The organism is Streptomyces longispororuber (genome assembly GCF_014656095.1).
Classification (GTDB): domain Bacteria; phylum Actinomycetota; class Actinomycetes; order Streptomycetales; family Streptomycetaceae; genus Streptomyces; species Streptomyces longispororuber.
On record NZ_BNBT01000007.1, the window covers coordinates 115,222 to 126,920 of the forward strand.

At 74.1% G+C, this 11,699-nt stretch carries 13 protein-coding genes; 4 read left to right on the forward strand and 9 right to left on the reverse strand.

Annotation, left to right across the window (positions count from 1 at the left end; translation table 11 throughout):
* Window positions 1-56: 56 nt before the first annotated feature.
* On the reverse strand, window positions 57-1,262 hold the full coding sequence (locus tag IE330_RS04335) for a cytochrome P450 (protein ID WP_190134483.1): 1,206 nt from the start codon (window positions 1,260-1,262) through the stop codon (window positions 57-59).
* Window positions 1,263-1,594: 332 nt separating this feature from the next.
* On the opposite strand from IE330_RS04335, the gene IE330_RS04340 reads away from it, so the two are divergent.
* Window positions 1,595-2,002: a RidA family protein gene (locus tag IE330_RS04340; protein WP_190134484.1), complete on the forward strand. Its 408-nt coding sequence runs from the start codon at window positions 1,595-1,597 to the stop codon at window positions 2,000-2,002.
* Between the two features lie 60 nt (window positions 2,003-2,062).
* Here IE330_RS04340 and IE330_RS04345 read toward each other — a convergent pair whose 3' ends face one another.
* From IE330_RS04345 to IE330_RS04355, 3 genes are all read right to left on the reverse strand, one after another.
* A complete protein-coding gene (locus IE330_RS04345; RefSeq protein ID WP_190134485.1) occupies window positions 2,063-2,326 on the reverse strand; it encodes a hypothetical protein in 264 nt (87 codons plus the stop codon).
* A gap of 232 nt (window positions 2,327-2,558) precedes the next feature.
* On the reverse strand, window positions 2,559-2,744 hold the full coding sequence (locus tag IE330_RS04350; RefSeq protein ID WP_190134486.1) for a hypothetical protein: 186 nt from the start codon (window positions 2,742-2,744) through the stop codon (window positions 2,559-2,561).
* A 254-nt stretch (window positions 2,745-2,998) separates the two neighbouring features.
* A complete protein-coding gene (locus tag IE330_RS04355; protein WP_190134487.1) occupies window positions 2,999-3,556 on the reverse strand; it encodes a quercetin 2,3-dioxygenase in 558 nt (185 codons plus the stop codon).
* 88 nt (window positions 3,557-3,644) lie between these two features.
* On the opposite strand from IE330_RS04355, the gene IE330_RS04360 reads away from it, so the two are divergent.
* Window positions 3,645-4,082, forward strand: coding sequence for a MarR family winged helix-turn-helix transcriptional regulator (locus tag IE330_RS04360; RefSeq protein WP_190134488.1), 438 nt, complete (start codon window positions 3,645-3,647; stop codon window positions 4,080-4,082).
* Between the two features lie 436 nt (window positions 4,083-4,518).
* Here IE330_RS04360 and IE330_RS04365 read toward each other — a convergent pair whose 3' ends face one another.
* The 4 genes from IE330_RS04365 to IE330_RS04380 all read right to left on the reverse strand — a co-directional run bounded on the left by IE330_RS04365 (window position 4,519) and on the right by IE330_RS04380 (window position 8,265).
* On the reverse strand, window positions 4,519-4,986 hold the full coding sequence (locus tag IE330_RS04365) for an STAS domain-containing protein (protein ID WP_190134489.1): 468 nt from the start codon (window positions 4,984-4,986) through the stop codon (window positions 4,519-4,521).
* The gene (locus IE330_RS04370) at window positions 4,983-6,062 is read right to left on the reverse strand and encodes a cobalamin B12-binding domain-containing protein (protein WP_190134490.1); all 1,080 of its coding nucleotides are present in this window, start codon (window positions 6,060-6,062) and stop codon (window positions 4,983-4,985) included. The genes IE330_RS04365 and IE330_RS04370 overlap by 4 nt, the downstream gene beginning before the upstream one ends.
* On the reverse strand, window positions 6,059-7,729 hold the full coding sequence (locus IE330_RS04375; protein ID WP_229925373.1) for a PP2C family protein-serine/threonine phosphatase: 1,671 nt from the start codon (window positions 7,727-7,729) through the stop codon (window positions 6,059-6,061). Before IE330_RS04375 ends, IE330_RS04370 begins: the two co-directional genes overlap by 4 nt.
* Before the next feature lie 293 nt (window positions 7,730-8,022).
* On the reverse strand, window positions 8,023-8,265 hold the full coding sequence (locus IE330_RS04380; protein WP_190134491.1) for a hypothetical protein: 243 nt from the start codon (window positions 8,263-8,265) through the stop codon (window positions 8,023-8,025).
* A gap of 240 nt (window positions 8,266-8,505) precedes the next feature.
* Between IE330_RS04380 and IE330_RS04385 the strand changes: the two genes are divergently transcribed.
* Both IE330_RS04385 and IE330_RS04390 read left to right on the forward strand, forming a co-directional pair.
* The gene (locus IE330_RS04385; RefSeq protein ID WP_190134492.1) at window positions 8,506-9,519 is read left to right on the forward strand and encodes an RICIN domain-containing protein; all 1,014 of its coding nucleotides are present in this window, start codon (window positions 8,506-8,508) and stop codon (window positions 9,517-9,519) included.
* A gap of 214 nt (window positions 9,520-9,733) precedes the next feature.
* Complete coding sequence (locus tag IE330_RS04390) at window positions 9,734-10,345, forward strand: GNAT family N-acetyltransferase (RefSeq protein ID WP_190134493.1); 612 nt, start codon at window positions 9,734-9,736, stop codon at window positions 10,343-10,345.
* A 243-nt stretch (window positions 10,346-10,588) separates the two neighbouring features.
* On the opposite strand, the gene IE330_RS04395 is transcribed toward IE330_RS04390, so the two are convergent.
* Window positions 10,589-11,699: serine hydrolase domain-containing protein (locus tag IE330_RS04395; RefSeq protein ID WP_190134494.1), on the reverse strand; the 1,111-nt coding region annotated here is incomplete at its 5' end.

The following is an 11,699-nucleotide window of genomic DNA, read 5'->3' on the forward strand; positions in this document are numbered from 1 at the left end:
TGCCTCCCCCGCTCCGGCCGGGGAGGCACCCGTGCGAGGTCCGCGGGAGGCAGCGGTCAGCGGGTGAGCAGCGGCAGCCGCGAGGGGCCGAGCAGACCGTCGACCGTCATGAACTCCGGCGGGTCGTCCGGATCGGTACGCAGCGTCGGGTACCGGTCCAGGAGCAGGGTGAGCCCGACGCGGCTCTCCAGGCGGGCCAGGGGCGCGCCGAGGCAGAAGTGGATCCCGCGGCCGAAGGCCAGGTGCGGGTTGGGGTCGCGGTCCGGGTCGAACACGTGCGGCCGGTCGAACCGGCGCTCGTCCCGGTTGGCCGCCCCGAGCCAGAGCTTGACCATCGTCCCCTCGGGGACGGCGACGCCCGCCAGTTCGGTGTCGGCGGTGGCCGCGCGGGGCGCGTGCGCGATCGGGCCGAGGAACCGCAGGGTCTCCTCGACGACCCCCGGGGCGAGGCCTGGGTCCGCGCGCAGCCGTGCCTGCTGCGCCGGGTGGGCGTCCAGGCACAGCACGGCGTTGCCGAGGGTGAGAGCGGTGGTGCCGTGCCCGGCGACGAGGAGTTCCCTGGCGAGGTTCACCACGGCGGCCTCGCTCAGGCGCTCGCCGTCGACCTCGGCCTCGACCAGCTTGGTGAGCAGGTCCTCCCGGGGCCGCACGCGCCGCTCGGCCACCTGCTCGCGCAGGTAGGCCAGCATCTCGGGGACGCGCCCGAGGGCCACCGCGACGTCGTCGCCGCCCTGCCGCGCGCCCCCGGCCTCCACCGGGAACGCGCCCGCGGCGGCCGCCATGCGGTCCACCCACTGCTTGAACAGGGCCCGGTCGCCGTGCGGCACGCCGAGCATGTCCGCGATCACGATCATGGGCAGCGGGTACGCGAAGTGCTCGACGAGGTCCAGCTTCCCGGTGCCCACGGCGGCGTCCAGCAGCTCCTGGGCGATCTTGACGATGCCCGGTTCGAGCCCGGCCACCATGCGCGGGGTGAACACGCGGCTCACGAGCTTCCGCAGCTTCGTGTGGCGCGGCGGGTCCGTCTCCGTCAGCACGCCCTCGGCGAGCGCCTCCTCCTCCGGGGTCGGGGCCCGGCCGCACCACAGCTCCTCCACCCTGGACGAGTACACCGCCGGGTTCCCGTAGACCTCGGCGCACTCGGCGTGCCCGTACACGTGCACCATGCCGGTGGCGTCGGCTTCGACGGGGGCGTCCGGCCGCCGGCCCCACATCCAGAAGTACGCCGGGTCCAGGCCCCAGCGGTCAGCGAGCTGCGTCATGTTGTGCTTTCTCGGGTTTCTCGGTTTCTCGGTTTCTCGGTTTCTCGGTGGTGCTCTGTTCGTGTTTGTCGGTGGGTGGCTCTGTTCGTGCGCGCGGCTCACGGTGGCAGCCGGTCCACGATGCGGGACACCGCCACGCCGACCGGCCGCGCAAGGCCCACGACGGTGTGACACGGCTCGCCCGCTCGTTCGAGGTCGACCGGGCTCCGACCTGTGGGGTCACCTTGAGGTTCCCCAGGCACCAAAAAGTGCTTTCTTCCCTGATCGCGGACGCTCTCCTACAGTTCCCGAGTAACTATTGGAGAGCGCAAGCACGGCGGTTCGGAGACAGCATGGCCATCACTCTCGTCAATCCCAGCGGGCTTCCGGAGATCGACGCCTACCGGCAGGTGTCGGTCGCGACGGGCTCGAAGCTGGTGCACATCGCCGGACAGGTCGCCTGGGACGCGCAGGGGGTCACGGTCGGAAAGGGCGACCTCGCCGCCCAGGTCGAGCAGTGCTACCTCAACATCGGCACCGCTCTGGCCGCGGTCGGCGGCTCGTTCGACGACGTGGCCAAGCTGACCGTCCACGTCGTCGACTGGACCCCCGACAAGATGCCCGCGTTCCTGGACGGTGTCGCGCGGGCGGCGGCGAAGCTGGGGGGCACGCCGGTGCCGCCGGGCACGCTGCTGGGCGTCGCGGCGCTCGACGTGCCCGAGCACCTGGTGGAGGTCGAGGCCACCGCGGTCCTCGACTGACCCGGGCGGCGGCGCCCGGGACGCCGCGGCCCCGTCCCCCGTGGCGGGGCCGCGCTCGCGCTAGTCGTTGCTGACCAGGACGTTGAGCCGGTAGTTCAGCGGGTCGGGCCACTCGATGTTGACCCAGATGACGTACTGGCCGTCCCGTGGTGCCACGTTGTGCACCGTCATGCGCGCGCTGCCGACGAACGCGTCGCCGTTGCCGTCGACTTCGGTGATGGACGCGACGATGGTGCTGCCCTTGAAGGCGACAGGTGAGTTGATGGGCTGGACGAAGCTGCCGTTGCCCCTGCCGTTGAATACGCGCCGGATAACCGTGCTCATGTCCCCTGTTTCCCCTTCCTGTTGGCCCTGTTGATCCTGTTGTTCCTGTTGGCCCTGTTGGCCCCGTTGCTCCTGCGGGGCCTGTTGACCATCCGTTCGCGCGGTTCCTCGGGGGCCGGCCGTTCCGGTGCCGGCTGACACTGATGGGTGTTTGCTGCCGGTGGGTGTCCGACGCGGTGGTCGTCCGTCTCCGGTGATCGGGGTGGGGTCGGCCGGGCCGCGCCCGGCCGGGTCAGACCGCTTCGTCGTCCGCGGCCGCGAGCACCGTGGGTGCCCCGGCGCGCTCGCCGCCGTGGTCCGGTGCCTGGTCCTCGCCCACCGCCTCGGCCCTGGGCGGGTGCACGCCCGGCACGGCGGGCTCGTCCTGTCCCGTGCCGGCGATCCGCGGCCCGGGGCGCGCTGCGTGGCTGCCGCTCACACGGTTCTCCTCTCTGTCCGCTGCGCGAGGTGCGAGGGGGGAAGGGGGACGTGGGGTCCCGTTCCCCTCCGCAGTCCCGCAGGAGGTGCTGACGGGTCGCCACCGTCCCGCCGGTGCGCCCCCGTGTCCATCACCCACAAGGCTCGCAAGGCGAACAGACCGATCAGTCTCGGACAAAGAACCGCGGCGCGGGGCACGCGTCCCCGCGCACGGACTCACGCCTCGGCGGCGGACCGGGCAGGACCCCGCCGGCATCACCCGGTCCGCCACCGGTGGTCGGGCAGGAAGCGCACGTCGTACCGCTGGGGGACGGTCGCGAACTTGTCGGGGCCGGGGACGACCGGCTCGGCGGGCAGGCCGAGTTGGTCGGTGGGGGTGCCGAGGGTTTCGAAGAACCGCTCGAAGGTGCCGCCGGGCCCGGCCGCCACGCCGACGACCTGGCTGTGGTGGCGCTCCATGCGGTAGGCGTGCGGGCAGTTCGGGGGCACGAAGCCGAAGTCGCCGGGGGTGAGCAGCTTCTCCTGCTGCCGGCCCTCGGTGTCCTCGACGAACAGCCGGACCGCGCCGTGGGTGACGTAGAAGACCTCGTAGGTGTCGGGGTGGAGGTGCGCGGGGATGAGGTCGCCCTTGGGGCCTTCCACGGTGAAGAAGTTGAAGGCGTTCCCGGTCTGCTCACCGCCCGCGTAGACGGTGACCAGATCGCCGAAGAGGTGGGCGCGGTCCCCCTCGCCCTTCTCGATGAAGTACGGCTTCCCCGGCTCGGCCGGGATGCGGGAGGCCTGACGGTAGCGGGTGGCGTACTCGATGGTCACGGGCTCGTTCCTCCTGGGGCGACCTGGTGAATGTCAGGTAGCCTGACATGAGAGGGTGTCGGAGGCAAGCCGAACTCACGAGGAACCGATGCCGTCCATCCACCGCCCCCTCCCCCATCTGCTCAGTGACGCCCGACGCTGGTTCGAGGAAGGGCTGTTGGCCACGCTGGAGGCGTCCGGGACCGCGCCGGTCTCCGCGCCGCAGCTCCAGCTCTTCGCCGTCCTCGACGACCCGGGCACGACGGTGTCCGAGCTGGCGCGGCGCATGGGCGTCACCCGGCAGACCGCGCACCAAGCCGTGCACGGGCTGATCGCCGCCGGCCTCCTCGAACAGGTCCCGGACCCCGCCTCCGCCCGGCAGCGCCTGATCCGGCGCACCCCGGAAGGGCGGCGCGTCCACCGCGAAGCCGTCCTCGTCCTGGAGCGGCTGGAGGCCCAACTCGCCGCGCGGATCGGCCGGGAGGCCGTCGACGCCCTGCGCGCGGCGCTGGAGGCGCCGTGGGGCGAGCCGCCCGGCACCGCCTGATCCGCGCGCCGCGTACGAGCCACGACGAAAGCCCCGTCGAGGCCCCGGGAAATCGGCGCGCATGACCGGCGTGGGTGCGGGCACACGGAAGTCAGGGCCCGCCGCGCTCCCCCGTCGCGGCGGGCCCGCTGGTCAGGCCGCTGCGCGGCGGCCGAGGAGACCGGGCTGTCAGCGTGTTCGTCCCGGCTCTCCGCGGTGACCCGAAGCAAGGACCCCGAGGAGAGGAAAGCCCGTCATGACAGTGCTGGTCCTCCTGATCGCACCGATGGTCCTGGCCGTCCTGCTGACCTACCGGCCGGAGCACCACCGGGCGCGGCACCGGGCGCGCTGAACCGCCGACGAGCGCGGTGGGGCGGGCCGTCGGCACCGCCCCACCGCGGCCGGTGGACAGGGGGGCCCGGGAGCGGCCCCCGGGACGGCCAGGCTCTACCAGGGTCTACGAGGTGCCTGCTTCGGTGGCGCTGCCGTCCGCCGCAACTCCCCCGCCTCCTTCGGTACGTGCGTCTCCCGCTCCCTCGATCGCTCCCTCGGTACGTCCGTCGGTACGTCCGTCCCCCTCGGCCTCGCGTGTCGCGGGCGCGGTGAGGTGGTCCAGTACGTTCGTCATGTCGAGCAGACGGTTCAGGACGGTCGGCCGGTTGTCGAGGTGCAGGGTGACGCCGGCGGCTCCGGTGCGGCGGCGGATCATCAGCAGGGCGGACAGGCCCGCGGAGTCGATCCAGGTCAGCTCGTGGAAGTCGAGGCGCACGTCGGCCAGCCGGGGGTGCGCGGCCATGTGCTCGGTCACCGCGTCGACCAGGTCGTCGCTGGTGTCGTAGTCGAGGTCGCCGGCCAACCGTACGATCAGCGCGCCGGGTTCGCGGTGGATGCTGAGGCTGAACTCGAAAGGGGGAAGGCTGGTCATGCGCACATCTCGGGGCCGGGGGCGGAGGGGCCGTGCAGGGCGGTGGTGCCCTCGCGGAGCAGCCGTACCGCCCGGGGGAAGTCGCGTAGCTGCTCGGAGAGCGCGTCGAGGGCGGGCACCAGGGAGCGGGCGCGGACGTTGCGGGCCTCGAGGATGTCCGCGGTCCAGGTGAGGAACGCGGTGAAGATCTCGGCGGCGTCGACGTACAGGGCGGTGGCCAGGAAGTCGACGATGTGGGCGATGTCCTCCGCGGTGCGCTCGCGCTGGGCGTCACTGTAGTCGCGCATCGCGGGCAGCCGCTCCTCCAGGGCGACCAGGGTCTCCTTGACGAGGTGCGGCCGGGACCGGACGACCATCGTGTACTCCTGGTCGGCCAGGTGCGGCAGGTCGTCCGCCGCCTGGCGCCGGGCCGCCGGGTGGGGCCGGGCCAGGCCCCCGGCGAGCACGGCCGCCGCGCCGCGGGCGTCGGCGGCCCACCGGTCGGCGCCCAGGGCCCGGGCGTAGCGGCCGTCGTACCCGAAGGCGCGGCCGCCGGCCAGGACGGGGACGCCGATGGCCTGGCAGGCGGTGATGGCGGCGTGGGCGGTCGGCAGATGGGTGGCGATCGACCCGGACAGCAGGACCGCGTCGGGGTTGGTGCGGTGCAGGTGGGCCACCAGGTGCGGCGTGGGGGTCTGGGCGCCGAGGTAGTCGACCTGCCAGCCGCGCAGGCGCAGCACCTCGGCGACGAGCCGGGCGGGGAAGGCGTGCCACTCGCCGTCGATGCAGCTCACGGTCGCCCGCCCGCGGGGCGGGGTGGGGGGCGCGGCCGACGGCGGGTGGTGCGCGAGGCAGGCGATGACCCGCTCGTTGATGGCGGTGGCGGTGTGTTCCTGGGCGACGGTGATGCGGTCGGCGGCCCATTCGACGCCGACTCTCGCCTGCACGGGGGCGATCACGTCCAGCAGGAGCGCCTCCTCGTCGACGCCCTCGGCGAGGGCCGCCCGGACGAGGCCGACGGCCTCCTGTTCGTCTCCGCCGGTCACGGCCTGCCACAGCCGGTCCGGCAGGGCGGCCGCGGTCGTGGGGAGCGTCACCTGTGCCTCCTGGGGTTCCCGCCGTCCGCGCGCCCGTCGAGGGCCGCCAGGGAGCCGGGCTTGGGGGCGCTGATGGCGACGGCCGCCATGTCGTCGTGGCCGCCCGCCCCCAGCCACTGGGCGGTCAGCATGCGCACCCGCTCCACCACCGCCTCCGCCGGCATGCCGGCGCACTCGGCCAGGGCCCGCCGCAGCCGGTGCTCGCCGAACAGGTCGTCGCCGAGCGGGCCGCCGCGGGCCTCGGTGATGCCGTCGGTGTAGAGGAGGCACGTCTCCCCCGGGGCGAGGACGGCCTCGACGGTGCGGGCGGTGACGGTCGGCAGGGCGCCGACCAGGGTGCCCCGGGTGGGCACCTCCTCGACCATGCCGTCGTTGCGGACGATCAGCGGCGGCGGGTGCCCGGCGCTGGTCAGCCGCAGCTCCACGTGCCCGCGGTGGCGGCGTACGGAGGCGAGCACCAGGGTGGCGAAACGCGTGTGGTGGGAGGTGAGCAGTGCGCCGTTGAGCAGGCTGAGCACCTGGAGGTGGTCGTCGGCCAGCGGGAGCAGGGCGTGCAGCGTGTTGCGGATCTTGCCGGTGAGGACCGCGGCTTCCAGGCCCTTCCCCGCGACGTCCCCGAGGGCGACGAGGGTGCTCCGGGAGGCGTCGGCCCCGGGGTGGACGTCGTAGAAGTCGCCGCCGATCCGCTCCTGGTCCTGGGAGGCGCGGTACCCCCCGGCGTACTCGACGCCGTGCACACTGGTCAGCGGCGGGGGCAGCAGGTCCTGCATCAGCGTGGCGGTGATGGCGGCCTGCTCGCTGTAGAGGCCCGCCGCCGACAGGGCGGAGCCGGCGCGGGCGGCGAACAGGCGGGCGAGGAGTTCCTCGTTCTCGGTGAAGGCCTGCTCGGTGCTGGAGCGCAGCAGGATCAGCGCGCCGGCGGGCAGGCCGTGGCCGGGGAGCGGGGTGACGATGACGGAGCCGACCGGCCCGGCGAAGTCGTCCGGGATCACCCAGTCCGGGATGTCGCCCGGGTTGATCCAGCGGGCCGGCACGGGCGGGAACCCCTGGAGGGCCTCGGGCAGGCCCGGCACGATCGATACGTCGACGCGCCGCGTGACCTGGGTGACGGGGCCGCCCCGGCGCGCGTAGGTCAGCGGGTGGCGCCGCCCCTGGGGCGGGCCGACGAGGACGGCGGCCTCGGCGAGATGCTCCGCGGCCATGGTCGCCGCCACCTCCATGCAGCGCGGCACGTTCAGGCTGGACAGCAGGGCGCTGGACACCTCCGCGAGGATCTCCGACCGTGCCAGGGCGTCGCTCAGCGCGTTCTCGGCGTGGTGCCGGCCGGTCTCGTCGACCAGCCACCACACCACGTCGCCGTCGGCGCCCGGGGTGGGGTGGGCCTCGAAGAACCGGTCGTCGATGGTGCCGGTCGGCGGGCCGGGGTCGGCGCCGGGCAGCCCGTCGCTGACGCGCCGGTGTGCGTCCGCGAGCCAGGACGGCACGCGCGCGGCCGCTCCGTCACCGCCGGCGGCGCCGCGCAGCAGCACCCGCGCGGCTTCGTTGACGCGGACCAGGCCGCCGTGCCGGTCGACGACCAGCACGGGACAGGGGGCCTCGGCCCACGCCGTGCCGACCGCGAGGTCGGCGCCGGACGGAGCCGCGGAAGAGCCTTGGGAAGCAGACACACGCGGAGGCACGCACCGTGCGCACCCCACCACCTTCCTGCAATGGGAAACAGATGTCCTGCGGCAACAGTCCCTCATCATGCGGCGCGGCTGCAACCCACCCTCGAGGAATCCCACTTGCGCGTGACACCCACGCCGCCGGACCCTCCCGGGCGGGCCCCGCCGCACCGGCCCGCCGGGGTGCGCCACGGCCTTGCGGCGGCAGGCATTCCGGATGCGCACGCGGGGCGTTCCGTACGGCGGGCGGGCCGGTCGCGCGGTGTGCCGTACGGCACTTGTGAGGCGAACGTCACTCACACACCGGTGGGCTCCCGCTTCCGTTCGCTCTCCCTTCCGCGCCGGAAGCGCAGGGTCAGATACGTGAGCAGCGCGCCGGTGAAGGCCACCAGCACGACGGTCCGCAGGCCGAACCAGAACGGCCCGCCGAGGTGGACGAACTCCGCGAGCAGGTTCAGCGTTACCGCGAGCCCGTAGGTGGCCCAGGTCCAGTTCTTGGCCTTGCTCTCCCTGATGCGGAGCGGGGAGGGGATCGCCATCGGAGTCCTCCTGGCCGAGACGGATACAGGAAGCCGTCATGCCTGTCGTGCTCGTGCCGAGGGCACCCATGGGCACCCGAAACGCCGCCATCTCCTACGGGTGCCCCCTGGGACCGCGAAGATGCGTGCGGGGCGGCCTGGGCCCGGCCGGTACGGGCCTCGGTGTCAGCCGCCCGTCAGCGGGCGGCCCTATCTTGCGCCGTCGTCGGGCACTGTGCGAACGGGCGAAGGGGCGGACTCATGAACTGGCAGACGCGCCATCGAGGGAACCGTCGAGGGACCCCGCGGCGGAAGCGGTCGTCCTGGCGGGCGGTCGCGGTCGCCGTGGTCGTCGACGGGGTGCTGGCCGCGTGCCTGGCGTTCACGGGCCCGGCCGGGGCCGCGGACGGCTCGGCCCGCGCGGCCGACATCACCGTCGTGGCGTTGCACAGCGGCCTGTGCGTGGAGGTCGGCTCGACGGCCAGCGGCGAGGCGGTCCGGCAGAGCCACTGCGCGGGGAAGCGCGCGGCCCTGTGGACGCTGCGGCAGTCGACGCTGGGCTCGGACCTCGTCCATGTGGTGAACTCCGCCAGCGGCCTGTGCATGACGGTGGCGGACTCCAGCCCCGCCGACGGCGCCCCGCTCCGGCAGGAGAGCTGCGACGGCCGGCCCGGGGCGAGCTTCCGGGTGGTGGACAGCGGGGACGGTGCCTGGCTGCAGCCGGCGACGACGAGCCCGCGCAAGTGCGTGGGCGTGGCGGGCGCCTCCAGGGCCGACCGGGCGGAGCTCGCGCAGTGGGCCTGCGACAGCGGGGCGGGCATCCGCTTCCAGCAGCGCAGGCCGCCCGCCGAGTGGCGTACGACGGTCGTGAACGCCACCAGCGGCAAGTGCCTCGGCATGCGCGACGCGGGCCACGCCGAGCGGGAGTGGGCCATGCAGCGCACCTGTACGGGCAACGCCGACGAGACCTGGCGCGTCGTCACCCTGGACGGCGAGGGCGTGGCCGTCGTCAACCTGAACAGCGACAAGTGCCTGGTGTCCACGCAGGACACCAACGGGGCCAACGGCAGCCAGGCCAAACAGGCCACATGCGACGGGTACCCGTACCAGCGGTGGTACCTGGAGGAGCAGAGCCCGGGGGTGTACGCCCTGCGGAACCTCAAGCTGCGGCAGTACGTGGGCGTACGGCCGCCGGTGACGGCCGACGGGGCGCTGGCGGAGTTCTGGGAGCGGGCCCCCGACCGGGCGCAGGAGTGGCGGCTCAGCGGCTTCTGAGGCCCACCGGGGGTGCGCGCGGCCGGACTTGAGCCTCCAGCGGGTGGAGACCTGAGACTGGACGCGGGAGGGCGGCAGGTCCCCCGCGGCCGGGGCGCTCGCGCGCCGCGGGACGGCGGGGCAGACCCGCCGCGGCCGGGGCGCTCGCGCGCCGGGCCGTGGGGGACGACGGCCGCCGTCCCGGACGCGCGCCCACTTCGAGGAGACAGTACGCATGCACCCCCGCACCCCGCGGCCCCTGCCCCTGGACCCCGCCACCACCCGTATCGTGGCGGACGCCCCACCGTCGGCCCCGGCCCTCCTGCTGCGCCCGTGGGAGCCCTCCGACGTGCCCGAACTGGCCCTGATCTGCCGGGACGACCCCGTCCTGCGCCACTGGACCAGCACGGGCGTGCACGACCACGCGAGCGCGGCCCGGTGGATCGAGGCGCGGCGGCGGGGGTGGGAGGCCGGTGACCGCTTCGCCTTCGCCGTCGAGGAGTCGCGGCCCGCGAGGGCCGGGGGGCGACTCCTGGGGGACGTGGTCCTCAAGCGCGGCACCACGCCCGGCCCGTCGGCGGAGGTCGGCTACTGGACCGCCGCCCGCGCACGGGGCCGGGGGGTGGCTCCGCGGGCCCTTCGGTCGCTGACCCGCTGGGCGTTCAGCACGTTCGGCGATGCCGGGCTGTCGGCTCTCGAACTGCTGCACCAGGTGGACAACACGGCGTCCTGCCGCGTCGCGCGGAAGTGCGGCTACGAGCTGACCGGGCTGCGGCCCGCGTCGCCGCCCGCGTACCCCCTGGACGGGCATGTGCACCGCCGGGAGTACGCGCCGCCGACGAGCTGAAGCGACGGCTCCGCCGCACGGAACGGCGAAGGACCCCCACCAGCTCGGTGGGGGTCCTTCCTCTGGAGCGCCCGGCAGGCCTTGCACCTACATTTCCCATCGGATGATGGGCGTCTTTCCTTGGACCACAGACGCGCGACTTCCGTGCCGTGCACCGAAGTTGTGAGGAGATCATACACAAGATCCAGGCGCCTCGCCCCGCCCCCCTCCCCGCGGTCCTCGCCCCTCATGCCGTCGGGGCCGTCACCTCCCGCGCGAGCAGACCGCCGCGTCCAGGAGCTTCCGCAGCGACGTCGCCATGGGCTGCTCCGGATGGAGCGGGAACTCCGTCGTGGTGACGGACCAGACGACGCGGCGCGTGCGGTCCTGCGTGGTGGCGGCCATCGTGTGGTAGCCGTGGATCTCGCCGTTGTGGCCGATGACCGTGGTGCCGCAGGACGTACGGAACCGGTGGATGCCCAGGCCGTAACCGCCCGCCGCCGCGTCCGTGCGCAGGAGTTCGGCCACGTACTTCGGGGGCAGGAGGTGGCCGCCCACCAGGGCGGACAGGAAGCGGTCGAGGTCGGCGCCGTCGGAGATCATCGCCCCGGCGGCGCCCGCGAGGCTGGGGTTCAGCGCGCTGATGTCGACCGGGCGCGCCCCGGCAGCGGGCCGGTAGTAGCCGTGGGCGTGCGGGCCGGGGATGCGGGTCTCGTCCCGGGGCGCGCTGGTGGCGCGCAGGCCGAGGGGGCGGATGACGCGCCCGGTCACCACCGCGGTCCACGGCCGTCCCGTGACGGCCTCGATGAGCCTCCCGGCGACGATGTAGTTGGTGTCGGAGTACGACCAGCCGTCGCCCGGCTCGAAGAGCAGCGGCGCGTGGGCGACGCGGCCGACCAACTCCCGTGCGTCGTAGTGCCGGTAGCGGTTGCGGAGGAAGGCGGGGCCCTGTGCCGGGATGGCGTCGACGTAGGTGGGCAGTCCGCTGGAGTGGTGCAGGAGCATGCGGACCGTGATGGCGTCCCCCTTGTCGGGCGGCAGCAGGCCGGGCAGGTGGCGGCTCACGGGATCGTCGAGACGGATCTTGCGCTCGGCGGCCAACCGGAGCAGAGTGGTCGCCACGAACGTCTTGGTGACGCTGCCGATCCGGAACCTCCCGTGCGCGGGCACCGATTGTCGGCCTCCCAGCGTCGCCGTGCCCGCGCGCAGCGTCGTCCTGCGGCCGTCGCGGACGACCGTGACGCGCGCGCCGACGGCGCCGTCGGCGACGACTTGGTCCAGCGCCCGGCGCAGTTCGCGGTCCGGCGCCGCGGGTGTCCCGCCGGAGCCCGCGTCGGAGGCCGGGTCGGCGGCGGCTCCCGCGAGCAGCGTCGCC